The sequence below is a fragment of the Enterococcus sp. DIV2449a genome, from assembly GCF_051711225.1.
GTDB classification, from domain to species: domain Bacteria; phylum Bacillota; class Bacilli; order Lactobacillales; family Enterococcaceae; genus Enterococcus_D; species Enterococcus_D casseliflavus.
Genome location: NZ_JBIOME010000001.1, coordinates 173,819 through 197,919, shown reverse-complemented (window position 1 = coordinate 197,919; position 24,101 = coordinate 173,819). Strand labels below are relative to the sequence as shown.

Below are 24,101 nucleotides of genomic sequence, written 5' to 3'. Positions count from 1 at the left end.
GTGATGTACTGAATGAAGATCTGATTGCGAAAAGAGAAAAATCCAACTATATCAATGATTTTTTTCCAGCATTTCGAATCAGTTATTCGCCTAATATGTCGATCGTACCCCTAAACATACAAGCAAGGTGCCAAGCAGTTGTATCGAGTCCTCCAGTGAGATTAGAATCAATGATATTAGTGGTTATGATTTATAAGGTATAGAAAAAAATAATTTTGCTGAGCAACAAAAACTATTTATTTTAGCTGAACTAGAAAAAGCAGTATTATTCTTTTTTTATATTTATATATAAAAAAGTTCTTCTTATGGATACGAAAAAAAAAAATTTGAGACAGTTGATTGAATCATGTAAATTGGAGATACAAACAAATGATGATCTCCGATTACTATTTGACAGGAGGCAAACCATTCTAATTTTACAATTCAACGGTCAATCATTTATATATATTGATCGAAAATTTCCAAAAAAGTTTACATATCACTAAGGAGAATCCATATGAAATTAAAAACAATCCGATCAGCTGAACAATACTTGAATTTCTTTGATGATGAATTTATTCATTCATTTTGTTCTTATGAATATCCTAAGATTCATGAATTTTATCTATCTTTACGAGAAAGATTCTTAGATATATATGAACAATCTGATGACAATTTTTTTGAAAAAATGTCATCATTACTAGATATTGATGCGCAATTACAAATTTTAAGAGAACTTTATGTTTTAAAAAACTCTTCTTTAAATGAATACACGGAAGAAGAGATTATCAAATTGACAATAAATGATAAAAAATGTTTTTATCGAGAGTTAACTGGTCTGAATCTAAGTCAAAAAGCTCCTTGGAGTCTAATCTATTTAAGTGAGCTACAATGACAACGACCTGCTCTCATTTCGAAATGATTGCTCTCTCCCAAAGGCTACTATCCATCTATAACTTCCCTACTTCCCCTATCCCCAAAGCAATGATGGATAAAATTATGCCTTGAAAAAAATAGAACATACCTTCTAGTACAAAAATCGTAAGCTAGGAGATATGTTCTATTTTATTTATCCAAAAATTTTTATCAACTAAATCTATAAAAGATCCTTTAAAGCAAATTGTCTAGTTACATTTGGATTAATTCGATCTATCAAGCGATTCCAATCAGCCGAAGTTGGAATCGTCTTGAAAAAAATACATTCTACGATATCACGAAAATCTGCCGCATGTTCAGCGTAATTTGTCACGAGCAAATCAATATTTTTTTGCATTATGTACTCTGCATTTACTTCGCCAGAATCTGGATAATACAGCTGATGTGCATGCCCAAAATACCTCTTAGACCATCCTTCAATATACTGGACAATATTATTATTTCCTTCAAAAATAAAAGCAATATTTTTTTGGGGAAACCAATAACGTTCACGCACAGCTTCAATATAGATGACTAGGTTTGCACAAAAATCCACTAAATATTCTTCCGAAAACATCAATTGATAAAATTTATTGTTTTCTAAAAAGCATTTATAGGTATAAAATTCCTTCGAAAACGTATCTTGAATAAATTCATTAACGTCATTTATATTTCTTTTAGCAGATGTCGAAAGACACTCTTTGAGTTTAGCCATCGTAAAAAAAGATTCTATTAAAATCAAATCATTTTTTTTCTTTTTCCAGTAGATTTCATTTCCAGCAATTGATAAAAACTATTTGTCAATTCACCTATCTCCGGCCAATGATTATAGGAAAGACAAAATTTTTGTTCAACGATCACTTCTTGTAATTTCCTTTTTGTGATGATACTAACAAATAAAAATATAATTTCATCACTCGTAAAATAAAAGTGAAAATATCTACGTATAACTTCATTGATTCTTTGATAATGCATAAGTTGGATACTGTGTCTTAACGCATGGTGTAGTTCATCTTTAATTAAAACCGTCTCACCTCGTAGAAATCGCTCGATAGAGATATAAAGTATATAAGAATATTGCGAAAAAGAAGCGGTGTGGTAGCTGCTTTTATCAAATAGGCCACTAATCTCCTTCACCGCTTGTTGCACAGCAATAGAAGGAAAAACAGTATGAGGAGTGATGTCTGTTTCATAAAAAAACGTACAAAAAAAATTACGTATATCCGCTTCGTTTCCAATAATATTCACTGGATCATTAGCGAGTTCTAAATCAAAATGAATAAGTTGTTTGCGGACACGCTGTAAATATTTTAAAAGCGTTGCTTTAGATAAATAAAAGTGATCAGCCCACTCGTCAATGGACTTTAATTCTCCTATAAAAATATTCTCCAACAGAATAAATAAAGGTTCGTTTGCTAAAAATGAGGCTTTTTGTTGCTCGTAACATGCATAGTCAAATAATTCAAAACAGTATCCTAGATTTGTTGAAGATATACGAACTAACTCTCCAAAATATTCATTTAGATAGCCAATATCTTTTCCAATAGTTCTAGTCGTACTATTTGTTAGTTCAGAAAGGTGACTTGCACTACAAATTTCATTTTTTTCAAATTCATTTAGAATCTGTAACCATCTTGCTACTGATTTATTTGTCACAAAACTTAATTGGAAATTTTTCAAATAAAAGCTCCTTGCTTGAAAAAAGTTAATTTTGGACGAGTGATTATATGAAATACCCAAATGATGTAATTATATAGATTTAGACAGAAAGAAGAAAATTGACATTTTCATAAAGTGGTGAAATAAGGATTTTCTATAAAGTAACTTTCCTATAATATTCATTTTATCTTTTAACGGAAAATGCGCAAGAATTTAGCATTTTATATGGTTTATTGAAAAATTTAGTGATTTTCCAACGATATATTTTCTTAATTTAAACATCTATAATCTATTTCCTTTTTATAGTAAGATAATATTGAATGATTAAAGAAAATACTCTTCGTGCTTTTTTTAATGCTGTCTCCTCTATCTAAACTACATTCATTTCTTTTTTCATTGTTTAAAAAATATTATCTGTTATTATATCAATATTGGATATTTTTAATGGTATTATCTTGACAATTTCCTTTAACTGAGCCTTTATTAGCGGGTCATCATCTATGCCCTACAACCAGCGTCTTTGTAGAATCCTTGGCAGAACTTAATTTAGATTTTTGCTATACTGATGTAGCCGATTTTTAGTATAGTATGCATTTGTATTTTGTAACTACTAATTTTAATAGAAATCTCGATTTTCTTTCTTATTGGGCTTTTTACATTGCACACTTTCACTATTCTATTTCATTTTGATGATCAAATTATATTTCCTAAAAGGGTTGTATTTTTTATAATAGAATAAATTCACACAAGTATTTCCTAGGAGGCTGAAATGAAAACATTTCAATTAAAATTTATGAAAAACAACTCACTTGTTCGTTGGTTAAAGCTTTTGGACAAGTTTGAAAAAAAAACTACCTGCACGTTAGGTGAGTTGTCAAAAGTTACTAACAGTAGCTCTCGAACATTGATTTCTGATATAGCAAACATCCGAAATTATTTTCATGGTACGATAGAGATAAGCTCTTCTAAGGTCGGCTATTTTTTTGAAGAGATTGATGGGGAAGCTTATAGAAGAAAAAAACAAAATTTAGTGAAAGATGAACCTATTTTTTAATATTGGAAAGTATCTTTTTCAACGAATTACAGTCTTTGATGGATTGGAGCTTAGCCCTTAACATTTCCGAGCAGGCATTAATTAGTTACTTTAAAAAGATCGAAGTATTTTTACAGCCTTTTAATCTTCATATCGAAACAAATCCAGTGAATTTTGTCGGTTCAGAAATTGATATTCGAAAATTTTTCTGCCTATTTTATTATGAATCTGACATTAATGTTAACACTATTTTTCCTTCAATTAATGTCCAAGAAGCGGTTATTGAGATCACTGATCTATTAAAAGCGAAGCAATTGCAGTCTTCATCGTTCTCTTATTTTGCCTATGTCCTTTACTTGTGCGTGGAACGAAGTAAACGTGGTTTTTTAGTAGAGCCTAACCCAGAGTTAGTGTCAATGATTCAACAAAATGATTTACTTCCTCATTATGAATCTTTAAATCAGATTATGCAGCGCCATTTCGAGTGTGAATTACCAAAATCTGAAGCAATTTATCTATTTACTTGTGTGATTTGTCGCCGCAAGTTAAATGATACTTCCAGTGAAAACTTTTGCCGCAACTACAACCACTGGCCAGAGCTGAAACAATTAGCCCATGATTTTTATGCAAAAAATAAAGGCAACAGCTTCGATGAACAAAAAGACTTACTTTGGTTAGAAGCTTTTTTTACAGTAATAAAACTGCAGGAATTATTATCTCCCTCAATGACCATTAATATCGATGACCTCAATTACTTCGTCCAAGAAAAATTTGCTCAAGAGTACCAAAAAAATTACTATTTTCTCCACAATCACCCACTAGTAGAGAAGGTTTATTCGTTACAAAATTTAGCTGATATCTGTGCTAGCTTGACGTTGCATATGGAAGCTATAAAGGAAGAAAATTGGGGATCTCATCGAACGATTGCAGTGATATTTGAAGGTAATGACTACGTATGCGAATATGCTGAAAGTATCGTTCGTCGTTACCTAGATGCCTATCATACAATGTACTATCCTGATTCAAATGAACTATCACATGAATACTTGAAAGAAAAAAAAATCGATCTTTTGATTACCAATTATTCAGAATATACAACGGAATATTTACTTGATGTCGAAAGTGTATTGCTAAAATCGATTCCAGATGCCTCTGATTGGAATCGGCTACTCAATCATATCAATCCACGGATTTTACATTTAGTAGTGCTTGACAATCAATAGACTATTCCATTTTATTCCTGTATTGTTACGTGAATAGAGCAACTAAAACTATTAAATAAAGCCAACGCTTCCTATCTTCCTAAGAGGACCAGCGTTGGCTTTTTATTGGGAAAGTAATTTATTCTTACGTCATAAATTGCCATTCAATTTTAAATCTCTTTTATTCGGCAGCTTCAATATCTTTGGCGATTTTTGCGACATCGATCTCCCGCTGCAAGTAGTCTTGGTTGTCGATAGGAAAATGCTGACGAAATTCGGCTAGTTCCATCAATTCGACTTCACCAGCTGCCACTTCAAAGTCTAAGACATGGCCAGCAAATGTCCGATCATCACTAATAAAATGCAGGTGGAAACCAGCAGCCGCAGCGCCGTGGAACAACAGCGGGGTAAAGAATCCGACGATCGTTCCGCTGATATTTTCTGTCTGAAATTCGGGCTGATGCTGGATGATCTCAATGAATTTTGGATATGGTTTTTCTTGCTTTGGGGCAACGCGGACGTGCATCTTGGTAAATACCCCATGGATTTTGACAGCGGAAAACAAATTCGGGCTGACTTCGGTCAGGACGTGGTTTTTCACTTCTTCATCGGTCATTTCTTGGCTAACCTGCAGGTGCTTCGCCGCAGAAAAATCAACGACTGCCGCATAGGGGGTTCCTTCATTGCCTTGGAGCACTCGCACCTTGCCCGACTCGTCTACATGGTAGATTTCACCATCTAAAATAATCACTTCACCATTGGAACCAGCCAATGTACCGATCCCAAAATCGCCATATTCAAGCATTTTGCCGATTTGCTCCGTGCCATCCATTAAATCCTGCATCAACCCACCTAGGGTGCCATGCTGATATAAATAACTTTTGTTTTTCACTTTCATCTTGCTGCTCCTTTGGTCTTAATAAAATTGATCAGGTAGGATCGTTTTGCCAAGATCGGCATTATCTGAATAATCCACAGGGATATCAATGATCACTGGACCATCCGTTGCAAAGCCTTCTTCGATGGCTGCCATCAATTCTTGTTTAGTGGTTGCCCGTAAGCCTTTGGCACCAAACGCTTCGGCATATTTTACGAAATCAACGGGTCCAAAATCAACCCCAGAAGCACGATCATATTTCATTTCTTCTTGGAATTTCACCATATTGTAGGTACCGTCATTCCAAATCAAGTGAATGATGTTTTGTTTCAAACGGACAGCTGTTTCTAACTCTTGGGCAGAAAACAAGAAGCCGCCATCGCCAGATACAGAGATCACTTGAGTATTTGGTCGCACGAGCGCTGCAGCGATCGCCCATGGCAAAGCGACTCCTAAGGTCTGCATGCCATTACTAAAGAGCAGATGCCGTGGCTCATAACTACGGAAATGACGGGCCATCCAAATGTAATGGCTGCCGACATCCACTGTTACCGTCATGTCGTCGGTCACTTCTTGTTGCAAAGCATCGATGATTTCCAAAGGATGCAAGGTATTGTTGCTGCCTTCGACATCCGCTGGTTTTTCATTGAGTTTGGTTTGCAGCGTCGTTAAATAGTTTTGGGCGTCTTCGCTCAAGTGATACTGATCGATGGCTTTTGATAGTTGTTCAATAATTTTCGCGATACTGCCCATCAGTTCAACTTCTGGCTGCATAAATGGATCGATCTCCATCGGTACTTCATCGATAACGATCACGCGGGCATCTTTTTCCGCATTCCAGTTGCGGGCTTCGTATTCGATCGGGTCGTACCCCACAGCGATCACTAAGTCGCTGCGTTTCAACAGCATATCACCAGGCTGATTGCGGAATAAGCCGACGCGGCCAAAGAAATGCTCTTCTAATTCACGAGAAATGATCCCAGCACCTTGGAAGGTCTCTACGACAGGCAACCCAGTTTTTGCAACTAACTGACGAATCGCTTGTGTTTCTTTCACGCCTGAAGCCCGCATCCCTAAGAGTAAGACAGGCAGTTTGGCTTCTTTGATCCGATCGACGAGTGCCTGGATATCTTCTGCATCGGCACTGCCTAATTTAGGCGAAGATAGAGGTTTGATCGCCGCCCCTTGAACGGTTCCGTCTGTCACATCTTGAGGAATGGATAAAAAGCTCGCCCCTTTTTTCGCTGTTTTTGCGATGCGAAAGGCGTTGGCAATACTTTCAGAAAGGGTTTCAGGATCTTGGACTTCACTGCTGAATTTCGTGATCGGCGCAAACAACGCCGCATTATTCATGCTTTGGTGGGTCAATTTTGAAAGGTCAGAACGCTTCACTTGGCCTGCTAGTGCCAAGACGGGATCACCTTCGGCAGTTGCCGTGACCAACCCAGTCGCTAAATTACTGGCTCCTGGTCCACTTGTTGCAATGACTACTCCTGGCTCTCCTGTCAGGCGACCGATTGCTTGTGCCATAAAGGCCGCGTTTTGTTCATGTCGTGCCAAGATCAACTCTGGTCCTCGATCACTCAACACGTCAAACACGCCATCGATTTTTGCACCGGGAATCCCAAAGATATAAGGCACCCGATGATTTTCTAAACTTTCAACAATGATTTCTGATCCTTTTGCACTCACTGTATTACCTCTTTTCAAAAACTGTATTAATCACAATACATATAATAGCACTTTTTATTTATTTATCAACAAAAAACACTCATTAAAATCTGTATTACAAAAGCGAGTTTTTTTAGAGAGCGTTTGCATCTGCTTCAGACTGCAGGTGTACGTCTTTCAATTTTTCCGACAAAAAAAGGAGTAGATCGCTCCACTCCATACATCCTTTTCTGTATCAGAACACCGCATAAAAAGAAGCTTCTTTCGTCGGTTTCTTATTCTGCAGGGACATTTTTTTCCGTCAGCCAACCGACAGCCAGTGTCATGGCCGCTCGTGCGGCTTGGGTCTGATCCATCGCATTGACCATCACAAAATCATGGATGATCCCTTGCATCCGTGCTTGGGTGACTTCCACGCCAGCTGCTCGTAAATGCTGCGCATAGGCTTCCCCTTCATCCCGCAAGACATCTGCTTCGCCTGTAATGATCAACGCTGGCGGAAGATCGGCTAACTCCTCTTTGGTCGCGCGTAGTGGAGAAGCGGTCATTTGATCCCGCTGTGTTTCATCCGTCGTGTATTGATCCCAGAACCATTGCATCCCTTCTTTGGTTAGAAAATAATTTTCGCCGAATGCTTCATACGAAGGCGTATCAAAGCGGGCATCTGTCACAGGATAAAACAATAATTGCTGTGCGATCGGAATGCCGCCACGGGCTTTCGTCAACAAGGTCATAACCGTCGCCATGTTCCCACCTACGGAATCGCCAGCCACGGTCAAACGGCTAAGGTCTAAGCCTTTGACATCGACAAATCCCGGTAATTGCTGCAAGACCGCATAATTTTGTTCGATCGCCGTTGGGTATTTTGCTTCTGGTGAACGACTATATTCAGGAAAAATGACGATCGAGTTGGTTCGTACCGCCAATTCACGGATCAATTTATCATGAGTCGCGGCACTGCCGAAGACCCAGCCCGCACCATGGAGATAATAAATGACAGGGAGAATCGCATGATTTCCTTCAGGACGAACAAAACGAACATTGATGGTCCCCCATTCGCCTGTATCTACGGTCTGATCTTCTATCTCAACCGCCAATTTATTGACGGGTGACTCTTGGACTTGTTCCAATAGTGCGCGCCCTTCTTCTGGCGGTAATTCATAGATCCGTGGGTGCGGTGCATTTGCCTCACTAAATTCAACGGCTGCTTTTTCCAACGAAATTCTATCTGTCATACGATTCTCTCCTTTTGTTTGAAATCGTTCGTGTTGACCTTAAGGGTACCACCAAGTCATTCTGATGCAAAGAATCTTGCTTCCTTCTGCTTCCAGGCATTTCGCTCGACAAAAAAGGTGGTTTTTGCACTCTTAACTGCCTTGCCTTCATCACCGATAACTGTAAGACACTCGCTGTGTAAACTTCCCAAAAAACTGAAAGGCGTAGGTAAGTACGTATGAAATTCACATTAGATGAAACACAAAATAACCGTCTGCTCGCTGCTATTTTTCAAGAACTCGCTGTCATAGTCTTTGATCCGCAAAAAGAAGTTGTTTTCGCCAATGCCAACATGACGGATATCCTAGGTTATAGCCAAGAAGAAATCATTGGCTTGCCGCATCGGACCTTTTGTTTTGACCATTATGCTGCCAGTACGGATTACCAAACTTTCTGGAATCAACTGCTTTACTCAAAGCAACGGTTTCAAGACAAAATCATTCGGAAAAACAAACAAGGAGAAAAACTGATTTTAGAAGGGATCTACTTCCCCGTCCTCGATGAGCAGCAAGAAGTCGTTAACGTCGTCAAAATCGCTTTTGACATTACCCAAAGAGAACAAGCCTTAGCGGTCACTATCAAAAAAGTGCAAGAAAGTGCTGCTTCCCTGACACGACTTTCTGCCAACGGACACCAGCAAGTCGATCATTTGTCAGAGAACTTGGCGCAAGTCAAACAGCTGTCTGATCAAAATCAAGCAACGACCCATGCCTTAGAAATGGATAGCCAACAGGTGACAGCGGTGCTGCATGACATCGACCGCATTGCGCAACAAACCAAACTGCTGTCCTTCAATGCTTCCATCGAAACGGCACGGATCGGCGAACAGGCAGCTGGCTTTCGGGTGGTTGCGGATGAAATGCAAAAATTAGCTGAACAGACCAAGCAGTTGACCCAAACCATTGCCGCAACCATGCAAGCCATCAACCAACAAGCCTTAGTCGTGTTAGATAGTGCCGATTCGACGACCATGAAAATCAGTGATTCGCAAAAAAGCCTCGCTGCCGTTTTGCATTCTTACGACACGCTGCGAACGACGGCCAGTCTATTAAACGATGAAGCCGAGTATTTATCAGAAACCAACGACGCTGAGTTGGAAACCTAGAAATCAAATGAATAAAAAAAGAGCGCCGCTGTTTGCGACGCTCTCTTTGGTTTTCTAACTAATAAATTGATTCCCTATTTGATTTTATTGATACTCAGCACTAGCCAGCCTCCCACCCTTGCAACAACTGCTGTAATTCTTGCAAAAATGATTGGGTCGTAAAGCCCAATGCTTGAAGAGGAACACGATATTCCTGTTGAACCACCAAAAAACTGCCAAAGATTTTATGTTGGACCTCAAAGGCGAGGTTTTTCCAAATACTCCACGAAAAACTGGCTATTCGTTTTTCTTTCTTTTCGTAGGTGCACAAATACACTCGCTCGATACCAAAAAGCAGCCCCGCATTCGCTTTCTTGCCAGTCATCTGTGCCGTTAGCAGTGCCAGAGGCGTCTCCGTTTCAGGCACTTGAAAACTGGTAAGGACTTGTCTTTGCCATTGCCGTGGCAGCACTTGTCTTTCTCCAGAAAAATAGAACAAAAAATCTTGCTCTTGCAAAAAAGCATTCAAACGAGTTTGTCGCTCCTTGACTGGATCGCGTGGCGCCCGCTGAATCAAAGACGTCTGATTCATTGCCGATTGCTTTGACTGCTTGTGATCACTTGAACCCCCTGCCGCTGAGGAGTTTCCCATGGGAAGAGGATCCATCGTTTGGTTGGCAGCAGCTGACTGACTGATTTTCTTCAGCAACACAGCAAGGTGCGTCAACTAAAGCTGTTTTGCTGCCATAGAATTGGCATGCGGGCTTTTGGTAGGATCGAAAGATTGTTTGATCACCATTTTCCCACGACAATACAGACAAATCGCCGTGCCAGCGTCCCAATTGACTTCTAGTTCTCCTAAGCAGTGTGGGCATTGAATCGGAATAATATCCATTGAATCATCCTTTCGTTTCGATACAGGTATCGGAGCTATCCGTGGTAAAGATACGGATCGTATTCCAGCTGACAAACGCCAGCAGCACTAGAAGCGATAAGCCATAAAAACCGAAATACCAAGTCAGGATTGCTAAAAAAAGGATCAAGGCAAATTCATACGCCATGTTTTCCAGACCGCTGTAAAATACTGTCTTTCGGACGAGTTTCTTCCTACGGGCTTCAAAAGCTTTCTTCACAGCAGCCGTTGATCCATCCGACTGACTCAACGCCTGAGAAAGTTCTGCTTTGAATCTGCCGTACTCTGAGAAAAACTTAACCTCTGGTACGAGCAAGAAATACCACGTCGCAAGACAAGCAATCAGCAAGATGACCGCTGAAGCGAGCAGACTAAAGGCAACAGCAGGCATTAAAAAGCCACCAAAAAGAACATTTAAAAGGGTCCCTGAAATTATTCCGAATGAAAAAAAGGTATAGCAGAACTGCCATAGGACACTGCTGGTTTTGGAAAAACTTTTTTTCACTTGCACGAGCTGTTCACATTCAGGAAGCTGGGTTGGAAAAAGACGTTCAGCATCGGTGCCATCAGCCACGAAAGAATAGGTTTGGTTTCCGTACTTGAATTCGCCAATGTAATAAGGAAAATACAGTTTTTCCGTATCACATTGTTTCGGAAAAAGAGTCAGTTGAACCTCATTGGCAACCTCTGCTCCCACCAAATGGTCTTTGGCTTTTGCTTCAAAGACTTCCAATAGATGGGTATCAGCAAGTGCTGCTTCTCTGGAAATATCAAAGGGCAACACCTGAACGTCTTGGCTAAGTGCCGAAAACTGCTGCATATCCGTGCAATAGGCGGCACCTTTTTGAAGATGCAGCGGCAGCTTGCCATTGATACTGTAATCCGCTTCTTTTTGGGTATCCGTAGGGAAATATTCATTGAAAACCGTTGTGTTTCCGCTGTTATGTAAAGAAATGTCGGCAGTAATGCGCCCACTCTCCCTCTGCTGTTCCTCGTGGACATAGCTTCCTCTCACTTGCGCATCATAAGCAATTTGAAAATAATACATCGGGATGAATACACGTTTTAGATGAACCATCTCTAGCTCAAAAAAGATACTTTCCGAGATGGTCTCTTGCCAGGCTAGTTTATTTTTCAACGCCTCTTCACATGCCTTTTCATCATAGGCAAACGGATAAAATCCTTCTTTGACGGTCCCTTGAATGCGTGGCAACTCTTTCAGCGAGACGGCTTGGTTTGTTTGTTCCTGTTTTTTTTGTTCCGGTTTGATCAACAGCTCATTCAAGCAATACTGACAGACTGCTTTTCCTGAGTCCCAATCAACTTCTAGACGCCCTAAGCAACTGGGGCATTGGATTTGTGTGATTTTCATTTTTTCTCCTTTTTTATGAATCATTTTTTTCAACAAGATGGCTTATCAAAAAAACCGACGAATGTTCCAAATAATATTCCAAATAAGGGTAGCAACCACGACCACATAAGCGAGTGTATCAAGCCATTCAGAAAATTTCCTGATTCTTGCAAGGTGCTTCCCACGCTTCTCATAGTTTGCTAACAAAGCTGCCCCAGCCGTTTTCTTACCTAATAATTCTATTTTAAGCTCATCTCTAAATTTTTGGACTGTTTTGAGATACTGTTCTTTTAGAAAGTGCAACACTATCCCCGATACTACCCAATAGACGGCAGTTGGCAGGGAACTCATGACAATCCCCCCTATGACAACTCTGAACACTCTTCCTAGAGGGAGCCATTCAGAAATGAATAGTGCAAAGAACAGCAGGAGCACACCTAACGTAAAAAAGAGTACGGAGGACCAGCCAAAAACCTTGCGAGCTTTTGAAAAATTCGCAACCGTTTGTAAGGTTTCTTGGCATTGTGGGATAATCGGCAGCTTCATTCGGTCAGGATCTTTGCCGTCGATCGCAAATTCAAAGGATCGCTCTTGGTACTTGAAGGTGCCCATATACAGCGGAAAGTAGAGCTTTTCTGTTGCACAGCTGATCAGGGAAAGATCTAGGTGCAGCTCTTTTAGATGATCGGCAGATTCTTTCTTCTGGATCACCGCATTCGCCTGGGCTCTCAGTTCCGCTTGTTTTTCAGAACCAAAGAGCGCCTGCTCTTGCTCAATATCAAAGGGAAAAACATGAATAGCATGTGCTGAGACTAGCTGTTGAAATTCCTTTTGATCGGTACTAAAGTACGGTTTTCTTTTCATTTCATCATTGACCTCGAAGCTCTGAGGAATTTCTTGCTCGATCACCTCCGAACTGCCGCATTGATAGAGTATGACCGTCTCATCTGGATGGTCGCCGCGCTTCTTTTCCCACGTGGTCGTATGCGAGCCGTCCCAAGCAATGGAATGGGTATCGTAGCCAAAGGCCCCCTCCCATTGCATCGTATAGGTCACCTGAAATTCATAAATCGGAATAAAATATCGTTTTACCTCGCTGACTTCAAGATGAACGACAATGTCCTCAGGAACTGATTCCTGTTGGATCAGCCATTTTTTCAAGGCATTTGCTACCTCGTCTTCATTAAAGGTAAACGAATAAAACCCTTCTTTGACTTCTTGAAAAACTACGGGAGCTTGTTCATTCGAAGCTTCTTGCGTTTGTTTTGGCGGCGAATGTAGGACTGACTTCGTTAAGCAATACTGGCAGACTGCTTTTCCTGTCTCCCAGTCAACGGTTAACTGACCCAAGCAGCTGGGACATTGGATTTGTGTGATTTTCATTGCTTCTCCTTTTGCACATACTGATTTTCTTATCAATGAAGTGGCTTGGTTGCAAGTGAGGGGGAATATCTTTTTTATGGTGTTAGTTGGGGGAAGCAGCGAAGGAAAGCTGCTTGTTTGCAGGTAGTTGCTCGCTCTCATCCGTTTGTTCGAAACATTTTTTCCAGTGATGAAGCAAACAAGTGTATTTGTACCAAGAGCTGTTTATCCAAAAAAACAACCGCAAACGAAAAACAACTCTTTACATATGATTTTATAATAAAAAATACCTTAAATCTATTTAATATTGATAAAAAATAATTGCTGATTTGCTAGTTGAGCTTCTTCCGTACGCTCAGCAACCCTTACTAGTCGGTTATTGATGGCGGATACGTTAGTAAAAATGTTATAATTAAAATATTCACAAGAAAGGAATTGGAAAGAGTTATGGGGATGTTTATTTTTGTTATAGGTTTTTTGACAATGGTTGTAAGCGGAATCTTTTTTATTCTTGGATTGATCAAGAAAAAGCCGCTTCGCAACAAAATCGTTATTTTTATGGGTGGTTTTCTCTTATTGATTGGCGGGGCACTATTGACTCCTGCAGCAACACCGGAGCTTCACGTAGATGAAGCAGAACTGGTTACGAATGAGCAAGGCGAAGCGGCGATCACTGGGCGAACCAACCCAGAAGCGCAACTGACGATCAACGGGGTGGAGGTTTCGCTGGCGGACGAAACATTTTCTTATGCTGTCCAACTGGAAGATGAAGAGGAACAGGAATTTACTGTCCAAACCTCCATGGGTGGAATCACTAAAGAAGAGGTCGTCACCGTCAAACCTTCTCACGCATTTCTAGCGAGTTTGCAAGCTGAAAAACAAGAACAAGAAGCACTGGTAAAAGCCGAGACGGCACTGGCTCTTGCCGAAACCCAGCCAAACCAAAAGAATTACAACGAAGCCGTGACGCTGATTCATGCTTTAAGTAAAACCTACGAAGATCTCGCTACTCGGCTCGCGGTAGTTGAAGACCATCTTGCCATCGGCAAAGCCCTTGATACTGCTGAAGCTTCTCTTGAACGCAGTAATTTCGATCAGGCAAAAGAATTGGTCGCACAAGCGGTTTTGAATAAGGAAACGTTTGAAAGTCGGTTATCCACTGTAGAAACCAAGATTTCTGAGAAAGAAGCAGAAGCCCTCGTTACAGAAGCTGTCCAAGCGGTGGAAGCAGCAGAGGCGGAACCGACAAAAGACCGACTCGCTCAGGCAGAGGATGCCGTCGCTCGTCTCAAGACCCCCGATGAGGAATTAGCTGCTCGAACGAAAACAGTGGCGCAAACGATCATTGCCAACGAACAAGCAGCCGCCCAAGCCAAGGCGGAGGAAGAACGACAAGCAGCGGCAACTGTGCCAGAACAAAGCCAGCCAGCCGCTGCTAGCAACCAAGCCCAAACGTCGGTCCTCGTGACACAAACAGGTTCGAAATACCATACGAGAAAATGCGGCAACGGTACCTACACGCCTGCAACTTTAGCAGAAGCGCAAAGTCGCGGACTTACTCCTTGCGCAAAATGTTTTCCGTAATAGCCACTAAGTTTTGCAACGAAAAAAAGACAAACCTCATTTTTGTCTAAGGTTTGTCTACTGTCTGAAGCGGTTGTCTCGTCGGAGGCAGCCGTTTTTTTGTCACTTGCTAGTTTTCCTCATACGAAAACTCGTACTCGTTTTGTTCATCATCGATCAGACGCTTGTCATTGTTGTCCGCCATTTTGAATACTTTCTCAAAATCATCGCCAGTCATGCGCACTTCCTTTTTCTCTTGATCAATGATCACTTGGGCATTGGTCACTTCAAAGGTGTGCATAGGACCGATGTCTGCCGCAGTCAGTGCTTTGCTTTTGGGAAACTCTGCTTGTAGTGTTTCGTTGATTTGCGCTAATTGCGTCTCTTGTTCTTCTACCAAGTCCGCAGGTTCCTGATTCGGATTGGTAAAAAAAGTCAGCGTTTTATTGACAGTGATTCTTCCATCTTCAAATAGATACAAAGCATATTGTTGATGACTGTTGCTATTGGTCAATACTTGATTCGCAGCTGCAGAGTCAACCCCTGAGCTGCTGCAGCTTGTCAAGAAAAATAGTGTCCCTAAACAAACGACAGCAAATATTCCTCTACCTAACATGCTTTTCGTTTTCATTTTTTCCTCCTCTTTGCCCCTAATTTTGTTTCTTTGATGATTTTTCCGCAATCCGCGGATTTAGGTTTCCTACAGATTAAAGTGCTTTTAGTATAGCATAAATTATTTGCTTTTATAGCTATTTTTTATAGTAAGATTAATTTTACGCACAAAAAAACCAACCTTGTTGAAACAAGATCGGCTTTCTTTAGGATTGATTCGTTGAGACCTTTGAACGCTCTCGCTGGGGTATGATCGTTGCCTACTGTCCAATCAAGCCGACAACAAGTCCTAAAACGATCACTCCTAGAAACCCATTCACAAGGTGCAACCCGACTAATTTGCGGGACTGTCCCGAGTAAACAGCCATCACGAAGGTGGCGACCCCATAAACCCCTAACCACAATAAGCAAGCGACTTGCAAGGAGGTCATCAGCCAACCATCATGATCGAATTTTGCAAACCAATAGACGACTTGATAGGTCGCTTCTGATAAGAGGATCCCACCAACGATCGTGCCGCCAAAGGTAAAGAGCATGTCACCGGTCGTCATCTGCTGATCAGCCATCTTCTCTGTCATTCCTGATTCTTTCGCCCAAAACTTGCCCCACTTATGCATCGGGTTGTAAAGCAGACTTTCCACCACGACCCAGCTGAGGGTGCCGAAAATCAATGTCCAAAAATTAACCATTTTCGTTTTCTCCTACACTTTATTTTATCGTCACATTCCTGAGAAACGAAGAAACAACCGAACGCGGGGTTCCTTCCCCATCAGTTTATGTCTTAAGGGACGTTTCTTCAACTTTTTTCACTGGTTTCCTCAATTTTTCGATGGTTCCAATAAAAACTAAGAAAAATGATCGTATACAATAGTGCAGTGAAGCCAGTGACCGCCAATGGGTTAGTGATCAAAATACCGACAAACAGCAAAATCAGTGCAAGGATCGCCCCACTCAAGAAAATCGTATAGCCCATTTTCTTCTGCTTGCGTACCAAAACAAACGCAGCCGCACTGATCAACAACCAAATCAGCAATACAGTATAAGACAGGGAGCCTGCTAGATAATTGAAGAGTTTGTCGCCTAAAAAGTAAGAAAGAACGACCCCAAGATATAAAGTACCGCTGCAAAACATGATCGCTCGTTGGGGCACGCTGTTTTTATTCAGCATCGTAAAGCGGCTTTTTTTCTGGCCATTGTTGCTTAATCGGAAAAACAACGTTCTTGAAGAAGCATAGACTCCAGAATTGATTGACGAAAACAAAGCCAAAATAATCACTAAATTGACGATGTCGGAGGCAAACGGGACATGGATTTTTTGAAACACCATCACAAAAGGACTGACATTTGGATCGGCTAATTGATTCCACGGATAAATGATCAGTAAAAGAAACAAGGGAATGATGTAAAAAGCGGCAATCCGAGTCATCACTCCTTTGATTGCTTGCGGGATCGCTTTTTTGGGATTTTCCGCTTCACTGATCGTAATGGCTACTAACTCAGAACCGCCGTACGAATAGATTACGACCAGTAAAGAATTGATAAACCCTTTGATGCCATGGGGGGCAAAACCACCATAGTCTGTCATTTGTCTCATCGTCGGGAAAAAGCCCAAATCAAAGACTTGCGTGGCAACCAGATAGAGACCCACCAAGATCAACGCGATCACCACACTGATTTTGGCCCAGGAAAGCCAATATTCTGTTTCCGCAAACAAGCGAACCGAAAACAAATTGATGATGGTCGTGAGTAGTGCCAAAATCAACACAAAGATCCAAGCTGGAATATTGGGAAACCACAACTGCAAAAAGCTTGCGGCAGCGACTGCTTCGGCGATGATGTTGATCATCCACATTGACCAGTAGATCCAGTCGATGAAATCGGCTGTATGCACTCCGAGATATGGCTGGACTAAGCCCGAAAGGCCATGTTGTTTTTGGTCAGATAAGACCAACTGTCCCAGTCCTGTCATGACGACAAATAAGATCAGCCCGCAAAAAATAAACGCCAGCAAGACCGCAGGCCCCGCTAACTGGATCGCTTCACCGCTGCCTTTGAATAGGCCAGCACCGATGGCGCCACCTAGTGCCAACATAGTGATATGTCTGGTTTTCATCTGCTTTTTTAATTGATTTTTTTCTGTCATAGGTTCCTCCTTGAAAACCGTTGATCCTCCATACAAGGTGATTCTCTCACTGTTGCTATTTTTAATTATATGAATGATTTTTTTTAACTACCTCATAGAGAATACCAGACGCTTCTGCTATTGCAACGAAGAATTGAAAAAATTATCTATTTTTTCTGAAAATTCTATCATCCTCTAATCTTTTTCACCTAAATCAAATCTTGGCGAGCTTTAATCTAAGTGAACGCACGAAAAAAGCCATCTCCCAACTTGCGGGAAATGACTTCCTGTCCTTTTTTTCAAGCAGGCTTGATGATCAATGAGTCGTAACCAACTCGGCTTTGACGGCGTCAGGGAGATCTTGCTCGGTCACCTCTTGATACGACTCCACATGTTTGCCCTTTGCATCAAGCTCTAGGTAGGCATTTTCTTTTAGCTTTTGTGGTGCCCAAAACGTGATTTTTATCTTTTGCCCATCTTCATTGACTCCTTCTTGTGTATATTCGTAGGAATCGTGTTCTTGCAACACGCCATACTCGTCGGATGTTTTGACATAGACTTTTTTCTCCGGTACGAACGGATTGAAACGATCCACCAGCTGAACCAGTTCGCTGGAATCATCTTTCGTAAAATAAGACCATGTAACCAATGTGACGGTCCCGATCGTTAACACGAGCAGGATCATACTAATTGCTTTCTTCAAGTGATTGTCCTCCGTTTTTTCTATCTACCTTCAGTATAAAAAAACAAGCGATAAATATAATCAAACTTAAGGCGTATTTTTCCGTCGGTCATTGTGACTAAGGTATCAATGAAATATTTCTGCTTTTTCCAACCTCAATGTATAGACAAACAACTAAGTTCTCCTACAAAAACGTCCCTTCTCACAGGAAGACCAGACTGTTTAATAAGTATCGTGATTTTTCATTCTTTGTAGTAAACTAAACTGCAACAACTTACTTTTAAATACTCATGATTGAAATCTATAGAAAATCGAGGTGCCCCATGCTAGAAATCAAACTGATCGATCAAAAACATCAAGCTGACATCCGCTTAAAAAACGAACCCTTCTCCTTATGGGGGAAAATGCTGCCGTCTTATAATGAGGGCAGCTGGCAGTACACGATCTGTAAATTTGCATCCGAAGACATTCAGACGATGCGTTTCCCCGATGAAAATTATTGCTATGACGAAATGAGCCGAAACAGTCTGTTTATCGGTGCTTATGATGATGGAAAATGCATCGGCTTAGCGATTGTTCAAGACGCTTTTTTCAAGTATCTGCACCTCTATGACTTAAAGGTCAACACAGACTACCGTAAGCAAGGAATCGGTCAACTACTGATCCACCAGGCACTGAAAGCGGCCCTTGCCAAAGGCTATCACGGCATCTACACACAAGCGCAGGACAACAATCCTTCTGCCTGTCTGTTCTACTTGCGAGCAGGCTTTCGTATCGGAGGTCTGGATACGGAAGTGTACAAAGGAACCAATCAGGAAGGCAAAAGTGACATTTTGTTTTATTTGGATGCAGCGGAAACGGCAGGCAAAAAATAGCTGAAAAAAGAAAAAAATTCCTCCTGCCAGATGGTACACTTAAGGCAACAATGTTTTAGAAGGTGAGGAAGAAGAATGTACGTAGGATTTGATGTTGGCGGAACAAGTATTAAATATGGTGTTTTAGATGAAAGCGGAGTGATCCTTGAAAAATCAGCGATCCCTACTAGCTATGAGCCAGCCCAGTTTTATCAGGATCTACTCACGATCATCGAAGATGCCCAGAGCCGCCACACGATTGATGGCATTGGGATCAGCGCCCCGGGGATCGTTCAAAAAGACGGCTTTATGTTAACTGCGGGCGCCATCAAATCGTTATATGGCGAAAATTTCAAAGCAGTCTTGGAAGCGCGTACAGGTTTGCCTGTGGCGGTGGAAAATGATGCCAATGCAGCAGCGATCGCTGAAAAATGGATCGGCAATGCGCAAGAGGCTGCCAACTATTTGTGTCTTGTCCTAGGCACAGGTGTAGGCGGTGGGATCGTGATCAATAATCAAGTCTACCGAGGTGCTCATGGCATGGCTGGTGAATTTGGCTGGATGGTGATCGATCAGCTGCCAGAAGAAGGCAATATCGAGGAAAGTTCCATCAATAAAAAAACTGCCGTCGTGGGCGGCTTGATTCGCCTCTACAATTTAGCGGGGGCAGCAGATCCTGGCTTTGAACCCACCCAAGACGCCAAAGAGATTTTTGACCGCGCGCAGCAAGGCGAAGCGTTGGCGCTGAAGCTGACGGACCAATTTCTGACGGATCTGTCTGTAGGGCTGATCAATTTGATCAGCTGCTTTGACCCAGAATTGGTATTGATCGGCGGCGGCATCAGTGCCAATCCTTATTTCTGGGAACGCCTGCAGGCTCGCTTGACGATCACGGAAACACGGCATGAAGCGATCAATTATTTGCGCGGACAAACCATCGCACCTGTTCGTCCAGCGAAGCTGAAAAACGACGCCGGCTTGATCGGCGCAGTCTATCAGATCCACCAACAGCTGCACCGTTAAAAGTTCGGATATGCTATACTGGTGTAAATTGATTATCTAGGACAGCGAGGAACCAGCATGGCGCTTTTTGAACAATTAAACTTGAACAAGCTCTCTGCGGTAGAACAAGAAATCTACCGTTTTATCGTCAATCACTTAGAAAAGATCCCGTATATGCGTGTGCGCGACATTGCCGATGATGCTCATGTCTCTTCGACTTCGGTCTTTCGTTTTATTCAAAAAGTCGGCTTTCAGTCGTTTCCAGAATTTCGCTTCTATATCAAAAATCATTTAGAAAAAGCCCATTTTGATGCGCACCCTGAACACTTAGGTTTAGAAGCGCGCATCAAAGGCTTGAATATGCAGATCTTCCACCCTGATGCGGAATACCAAATACGAAAACTCGCCGAAGCGATGCGGGATGCCGATTTGATCTTATTTATGGGGATGGGGGCATCTGGTGCGATCGCGCAATACGTTGCCCGCAAACTAGCCAGCCTCGGTTACTTTAGCATCAGCATTGATGAGCTGACCTACCCGATCAAAAGCTTTTTGCGAAAAGATCAAAAGAATGTTTTGGTTTTTTTGAGTGTCTCTGGTGAAACCAAAGAACTGATCGAAGTCATTACCGGTTTAGACAATCAGGCGATCGTGCAGAAGTACTGCATTACCCCCAATCGGGAAAGTACGTTGGCACGCTTGTGCGATTATTCGATCGAGTATGCGATCAAAGAGGAACGCAAAGACATCTTTCTTGATTTGACTAGTCAACTGCCTTCAGTAGCGATTTTAGAAACACTGATCGGCTATTTGCAAGATTATCGTACCCATTCTTGATGGTTCAGTTTACTGAACCATCTTTTTTTGTAACACTGTGTTCCAGCTGCGGAATTTTTTTCATTTCTTGAGAGATATGTACGGAATCCGTATCCGCTTACTTTTAGTCGTTTACATTCGCTATAATGATGGCATCAATTAATGAAAGGTGTTATTATTATGCAAAAATTCAATGACCTGTTAGACCGCTCGTTGGTACCAATCGCAACAAAGTTGAACAATCAACGCCACGTAGCAGCGATTCGAGATGCGTTCATGCTGATTTTCCCACTGACCATCGCTTCTTCTCTCGTTATTTTGGTCAACAATATTTTATTTTCCAATGAGAGTTTCATCGTGCAATTATTTCAACTGAATCGACTTTTCCCAAATCTGGAAAGTGCCCAGCAAGTCCTAGCTTCCGTGGCGAACGGGACCATCAACATTATGAGTTTATTTATTGCGTTTCTTGTTGCCCAACTTTTAGCCAAGCATTTCCAAGCAGATGCTACGCTAGTTGGTTTGACAAGTGTCGCTGCCTTTATGATCTTGTACCCGACCTCGTTTGCAGTAGATGATGTCAATGTGATCTCTACACAATATTTAGGCGCCCAAGGGTTGTTCGTAGCTATGATCGTGGCTTGTTTGGTCGGTGAATTCTTACCGAAGCTTTTCAAGGTCAAACGATTGCAGATCAAAATGCCTGAAATGGTACCACCAGCTGTTTCCCGTTCCTTTTCTGGCATGATTCCGATCGTGATCATCGTGGCAGTCACTGCTTTGATCAATTTCTTAGTTTTGATGATCGCACCAGAAGGCATCAATGAACTGATTTACAACGGGATCCAAAGTCCATTGCGGGATCTGGGGGGCAATGTCGTCGGTGTCTTGATCTTGGCGTTCTTGCAAACTACGTTGTTTGCGATCGGGATCCATGGACCAAATACTTTGAATGCGGTTCGTTCAGCGATTTTTACCGAACAGGACCTAGCTAACCTAGACTTTATCAACCAAGGCGGCTCCTTGTGGGACGTTCCTTACAAAGAAACTTGGGGCGTTTTAAATGATATGTTCGCAAATATGGGCGGTACTGGTATGACATTGGGCTTGATCATTGCGATCTTCATCGCTTCAAAACGTCCAGAACAACGTGAGATTGCTAAGATGTCCTTAGTTCCAGGAATTTTCCAAATCAATGAGCCGATGATCTTCGGTCTACCGATCGTCTTGAATCCAATCTTGATCATTCCGTTTATTTTGACGCCAATGGTCAATATTTTAGTGGGTTATTTTGTCACTGTTGTCTGGCCGATCATGCCGACCCCAGCGATTGGGGTACCATGGACGACCCCCGGAATCATTAATCTCTTTTTAGGAACTGGAGGAAATGCGATCGCTGCGGTTGTCGGTGTCGTTTGTCTTGCGATTTCGGTCTTGATCTATTTGCCATTCGTGATCGCCTCTAACCGTTCCCAAAAAGTAGAATTATAAGCAAACGAATGAGTCGAGGAGGAATGAAATTTATGTCCGCAAAAATGCCAAAAGATTTTTTATGGGGCGGCGCGATCGCTGCCCATCAAGCAGAAGGCGCTTGGAATGTTGCTGGCCGTGGAATGAGTACCGCTGATGTTATGACGGCCGGCGGCAACGGTATTCCCCGTAAAATCACCAAAGGCGTCATTGAAGGAGAGTATTACCCGAACCATGAAGCCATTGACTTTTATCACCGTTACAAAGAAGATATCCAGTTATTCAAAGAGCTGGGCTTGAAATGTCTACGGACATCGATTTCTTGGAGTCGGATCTATCCAACTGGAACAGAAGAAGAACCAAATGAAGCCGGTCTCCAATACTACGATGATCTTTTCGACGAATTGCAGGCAAACGGCATCGAACCCGTGATCACTTTGTCCCACTTTGAAATGCCTTATGCCCTCTATGAAGAATTTGGTGGGTTTGCTAACAAAGAAGTGATTCCCCTCTTTGTCAAATTCGCCAAGACTGTTTTTCAACGGTATCGTGACAAAGTAACGTATTGGATGACCTTCAATGAGATCAATAATCAAGCAGATGGGCAAGAGCCGCTGCACGTTTGGACCAATTCTGCCATGATCATCGAGGATGACAGTCAAAAAGAAGCACTCGTCTTTCAAGCGGGCGTCAATGAGTTGATTGCCAGTGCGGCAGCGGTGATCGAAGGCAAAAAAATCAATCCAGATTTTCAAATTGGCTGTATGATGGCCTATGTCCCAGTCTACCCCTACTCTTGCGCACCCGCTGATTTGATGGCATCCGTCAAAGCCAATGAACGGCGCTATTTTTACAGCGACGTCCACGTACGAGGCAAGATCCCAACCTATGTGCAAAAATATTGGGCGAAAAAAGGCATCACGATTGAGATCACGCCCGAGGAACAAGCGCTATTAAAAGCGGGAACCGTTGATTATATTGGGTTCAGCTATTACATGTCAGGAACGATCTCAACCCTTAATGAAGTGGCTGGCACACCAACTGAGGATATCCCAGGAGCAAAAATCGTGAGTAATCCTTATATCAGTGCTTCTGATTGGGGCTGGCCTATCGATCCAGTCGGGTTGCGCTATGTGTTAAATACGATCTATCAACGCTATGACTTGCCGCTATTTATCGTAGAAAATGGCTTTGGTGCTTATGATCAATTAACCGATGAGCAGCAAGTCCATGATGACTACCGCATCACTTACCTGAAAGAGCATATCGAACAGATGGAAAAAGCGGTGGTTGAAGATGGTGTACCGCTATTAGGTTATACGCCTTGGGGGATCATTGATATCGTCAGCTTCGGCAGCGGCGAAATGGAGAAACGCTATGGCATGATCTATGTCGACAAAGACAATACTGGCAAAGGAACCTTGAATCGTTTGAAAAAAGATTCCTTTGCGTGGTACCAGCAAGTGATCGCCTCTAATGGTGAAACGCTCTAATTACTGCTTCCATAACTAACGTACAAAAACCGCCCCTCGTTGCGCCATACTCCTTTTCACATTAGGAGCCCGGCAACGAGGGGCGGTTTTTTTATTAAAGAGGGGCGCCATTGCGAGGATGGCTTTTCTTATCATCACTAAACACTACCTCAATGCTGTGGTACAC

General features: G+C 41.9%; 21 protein-coding genes and 1 pseudogene. 9 read left to right on the top strand and 13 right to left on the bottom strand.

Going from position 1 to position 24,101, the window contains the following annotated elements:
• The first annotated feature begins 496 nt into the window (after positions 1–496).
• A complete protein-coding gene (locus IGI76_RS00935) occupies positions 497–874 on the top strand; it encodes a DUF7006 family protein (RefSeq protein WP_010748588.1) in 378 nt (125 codons plus the stop codon).
• A 201-nt stretch (positions 875–1,075) separates the two neighbouring features.
• Here the strand turns inward: IGI76_RS00935 and IGI76_RS00930 are convergent, their stop codons facing one another.
• Positions 1,076–1,609: a hypothetical protein gene (locus IGI76_RS00930; RefSeq protein WP_228077336.1), complete on the bottom strand. Its 534-nt coding sequence runs from the start codon at positions 1,607–1,609 to the stop codon at positions 1,076–1,078.
• 23 nt (positions 1,610–1,632) lie between these two features.
• Positions 1,633–2,574, bottom strand: coding sequence for a helix-turn-helix domain-containing protein (locus tag IGI76_RS00925; protein WP_010748586.1), 942 nt, complete (start codon positions 2,572–2,574; stop codon positions 1,633–1,635).
• A 748-nt stretch (positions 2,575–3,322) separates the two neighbouring features.
• On the opposite strand from IGI76_RS00925, the pseudogene IGI76_RS00920 reads away from it, so the two are divergent.
• A pseudogene (locus IGI76_RS00920) lies at positions 3,323–4,809 on the top strand (helix-turn-helix domain-containing protein).
• A gap of 160 nt (positions 4,810–4,969) precedes the next feature.
• Here the strand turns inward: IGI76_RS00920 and budA are convergent.
• The 3 genes from budA to IGI76_RS00905 form a co-directional block, all read right to left on the bottom strand.
• Positions 4,970–5,686, bottom strand: a complete 717-nt coding sequence (budA, locus tag IGI76_RS00915) for an acetolactate decarboxylase (RefSeq protein ID WP_010748584.1) — start codon at positions 5,684–5,686, stop codon at positions 4,970–4,972.
• Between the two features lie 18 nt (positions 5,687–5,704).
• Entirely contained in the window at positions 5,705–7,357 is a 1,653-nt protein-coding gene (gene alsS, locus IGI76_RS00910) for an acetolactate synthase AlsS (protein ID WP_010748583.1), read from the bottom strand.
• A gap of 254 nt (positions 7,358–7,611) precedes the next feature.
• Complete coding sequence (locus IGI76_RS00905; RefSeq protein ID WP_015508776.1) at positions 7,612–8,571, bottom strand: alpha/beta hydrolase; 960 nt, start codon at positions 8,569–8,571, stop codon at positions 7,612–7,614.
• Positions 8,572–8,789: 218 nt separating this feature from the next.
• Here IGI76_RS00905 and IGI76_RS00900 point away from each other — a divergent pair, with 218 nt between their 5' ends.
• Entirely contained in the window at positions 8,790–9,716 is a 927-nt protein-coding gene (locus IGI76_RS00900; RefSeq protein WP_081116133.1) for a methyl-accepting chemotaxis protein, read from the top strand.
• Between the two features lie 100 nt (positions 9,717–9,816).
• Here IGI76_RS00900 and IGI76_RS00895 read toward each other — a convergent pair whose 3' ends face one another.
• The 4 genes from IGI76_RS00895 to IGI76_RS00880 are packed head-to-tail and all read right to left on the bottom strand — an operon-like array spanning position 9,817 to position 13,342.
• Positions 9,817–10,407, bottom strand: a complete 591-nt coding sequence (locus tag IGI76_RS00895; protein WP_333718881.1) for a hypothetical protein — start codon at positions 10,405–10,407, stop codon at positions 9,817–9,819.
• Between the two features lie 15 nt (positions 10,408–10,422).
• The gene (locus IGI76_RS00890; protein WP_333718880.1) at positions 10,423–10,590 is read right to left on the bottom strand and encodes a hypothetical protein; all 168 of its coding nucleotides are present in this window, start codon (positions 10,588–10,590) and stop codon (positions 10,423–10,425) included.
• A gap of 4 nt (positions 10,591–10,594) precedes the next feature.
• A complete protein-coding gene (locus IGI76_RS00885; RefSeq protein ID WP_010748579.1) occupies positions 10,595–11,980 on the bottom strand; it encodes a hypothetical protein in 1,386 nt (461 codons plus the stop codon).
• A gap of 45 nt (positions 11,981–12,025) precedes the next feature.
• Complete coding sequence (locus IGI76_RS00880; RefSeq protein ID WP_010748578.1) at positions 12,026–13,342, bottom strand: hypothetical protein; 1,317 nt, start codon at positions 13,340–13,342, stop codon at positions 12,026–12,028.
• 462 nt (positions 13,343–13,804) lie between these two features.
• Between IGI76_RS00880 and IGI76_RS00875 the strand changes: the two genes are divergently transcribed.
• The gene (locus tag IGI76_RS00875; RefSeq protein WP_333718879.1) at positions 13,805–14,905 is read left to right on the top strand and encodes a serine protease; all 1,101 of its coding nucleotides are present in this window, start codon (positions 13,805–13,807) and stop codon (positions 14,903–14,905) included.
• Positions 14,906–15,014: 109 nt separating this feature from the next.
• Here the strand turns inward: IGI76_RS00875 and IGI76_RS00870 are convergent, their stop codons facing one another.
• From IGI76_RS00870 to IGI76_RS00855, 4 genes are all read right to left on the bottom strand, one after another.
• Positions 15,015–15,515, bottom strand: a complete 501-nt coding sequence (locus IGI76_RS00870; protein WP_010748576.1) for a hypothetical protein — start codon at positions 15,513–15,515, stop codon at positions 15,015–15,017.
• Between the two features lie 241 nt (positions 15,516–15,756).
• Positions 15,757–16,185, bottom strand: a complete 429-nt coding sequence (locus IGI76_RS00865; RefSeq protein ID WP_010748575.1) for a DUF1761 domain-containing protein — start codon at positions 16,183–16,185, stop codon at positions 15,757–15,759.
• Positions 16,186–16,292: 107 nt separating this feature from the next.
• The gene (locus tag IGI76_RS00860) at positions 16,293–17,639 is read right to left on the bottom strand and encodes an amino acid permease (RefSeq protein ID WP_081116136.1); all 1,347 of its coding nucleotides are present in this window, start codon (positions 17,637–17,639) and stop codon (positions 16,293–16,295) included.
• 295 nt (positions 17,640–17,934) lie between these two features.
• On the bottom strand, positions 17,935–18,303 hold the full coding sequence (locus tag IGI76_RS00855) for a YxeA family protein (protein WP_034695268.1): 369 nt from the start codon (positions 18,301–18,303) through the stop codon (positions 17,935–17,937).
• Positions 18,304–18,623: 320 nt separating this feature from the next.
• Here IGI76_RS00855 and IGI76_RS00850 point away from each other — a divergent pair, with 320 nt between their 5' ends.
• The 5 genes from IGI76_RS00850 to IGI76_RS00830 all read left to right on the top strand — a co-directional run bounded on the left by IGI76_RS00850 (position 18,624) and on the right by IGI76_RS00830 (position 23,935).
• On the top strand, positions 18,624–19,175 hold the full coding sequence (locus IGI76_RS00850; RefSeq protein ID WP_194185215.1) for a GNAT family N-acetyltransferase: 552 nt from the start codon (positions 18,624–18,626) through the stop codon (positions 19,173–19,175).
• A gap of 75 nt (positions 19,176–19,250) precedes the next feature.
• A complete protein-coding gene (locus IGI76_RS00845) occupies positions 19,251–20,177 on the top strand; it encodes an ROK family protein (RefSeq protein WP_010748571.1) in 927 nt (308 codons plus the stop codon).
• A gap of 57 nt (positions 20,178–20,234) precedes the next feature.
• A complete protein-coding gene (locus tag IGI76_RS00840) occupies positions 20,235–20,993 on the top strand; it encodes a MurR/RpiR family transcriptional regulator (RefSeq protein ID WP_010748570.1) in 759 nt (252 codons plus the stop codon).
• Positions 20,994–21,152: 159 nt separating this feature from the next.
• The gene (locus tag IGI76_RS00835) at positions 21,153–22,463 is read left to right on the top strand and encodes a PTS sugar transporter subunit IIC (RefSeq protein WP_010748569.1); all 1,311 of its coding nucleotides are present in this window, start codon (positions 21,153–21,155) and stop codon (positions 22,461–22,463) included.
• Between the two features lie 32 nt (positions 22,464–22,495).
• Positions 22,496–23,935: a 6-phospho-beta-glucosidase gene (locus tag IGI76_RS00830; protein WP_010748568.1), complete on the top strand. Its 1,440-nt coding sequence runs from the start codon at positions 22,496–22,498 to the stop codon at positions 23,933–23,935.
• Positions 23,936–24,101: the final 166 nt, after the last annotated feature.

Excerpts from the sequence above, each read along its gene's own strand:
- IGI76_RS00880 (WP_010748578.1), bottom strand. The coding sequence starts at position 13,342 with ATGAAAATCACACAAATCCAATGTCCCAGCTGCTTGGGTCAGTTAACC.
- IGI76_RS00900 (WP_081116133.1), top strand. The coding sequence starts at position 8,790 with ATGAAATTCACATTAGATGAAACACAAAATAACCGTCTGCTCGCTGCT.
- IGI76_RS00850 (WP_194185215.1), top strand. The coding sequence starts at position 18,624 with ATGCTAGAAATCAAACTGATCGATCAAAAACATCAAGCTGACATCCGC.
- IGI76_RS00905 (WP_015508776.1), bottom strand. The coding sequence starts at position 8,571 with ATGACAGATAGAATTTCGTTGGAAAAAGCAGCCGTTGAATTTAGTGAG.
- IGI76_RS00865 (WP_010748575.1), bottom strand. The coding sequence starts at position 16,185 with ATGGTTAATTTTTGGACATTGATTTTCGGCACCCTCAGCTGGGTCGTG.
- IGI76_RS00935 (WP_010748588.1), top strand. The coding sequence starts at position 497 with ATGAAATTAAAAACAATCCGATCAGCTGAACAATACTTGAATTTCTTT.
- IGI76_RS00885 (WP_010748579.1), bottom strand. The coding sequence starts at position 11,980 with ATGAAAATCACACAAATCCAATGCCCCAGTTGCTTAGGGCGTCTAGAA.
- IGI76_RS00930 (WP_228077336.1), bottom strand. The coding sequence starts at position 1,609 with ATGGCTAAACTCAAAGAGTGTCTTTCGACATCTGCTAAAAGAAATATA.
- IGI76_RS00845 (WP_010748571.1), top strand. The coding sequence starts at position 19,251 with ATGTACGTAGGATTTGATGTTGGCGGAACAAGTATTAAATATGGTGTT.
- IGI76_RS00870 (WP_010748576.1), bottom strand. The coding sequence starts at position 15,515 with ATGAAAACGAAAAGCATGTTAGGTAGAGGAATATTTGCTGTCGTTTGT.
- IGI76_RS00835 (WP_010748569.1), top strand. The coding sequence starts at position 21,153 with ATGCAAAAATTCAATGACCTGTTAGACCGCTCGTTGGTACCAATCGCA.
- IGI76_RS00830 (WP_010748568.1), top strand. The coding sequence starts at position 22,496 with ATGTCCGCAAAAATGCCAAAAGATTTTTTATGGGGCGGCGCGATCGCT.
- IGI76_RS00890 (WP_333718880.1), bottom strand. The coding sequence starts at position 10,590 with ATGGATATTATTCCGATTCAATGCCCACACTGCTTAGGAGAACTAGAA.
- IGI76_RS00855 (WP_034695268.1), bottom strand. The coding sequence starts at position 18,303 with ATGATCCTGCTCGTGTTAACGATCGGGACCGTCACATTGGTTACATGG.
- IGI76_RS00840 (WP_010748570.1), top strand. The coding sequence starts at position 20,235 with ATGGCGCTTTTTGAACAATTAAACTTGAACAAGCTCTCTGCGGTAGAA.
- budA (WP_010748584.1), bottom strand. The coding sequence starts at position 5,686 with ATGAAAGTGAAAAACAAAAGTTATTTATATCAGCATGGCACCCTAGGT.
- IGI76_RS00860 (WP_081116136.1), bottom strand. The coding sequence starts at position 17,639 with ATGACAGAAAAAAATCAATTAAAAAAGCAGATGAAAACCAGACATATC.
- IGI76_RS00875 (WP_333718879.1), top strand. The coding sequence starts at position 13,805 with ATGGTTGTAAGCGGAATCTTTTTTATTCTTGGATTGATCAAGAAAAAG.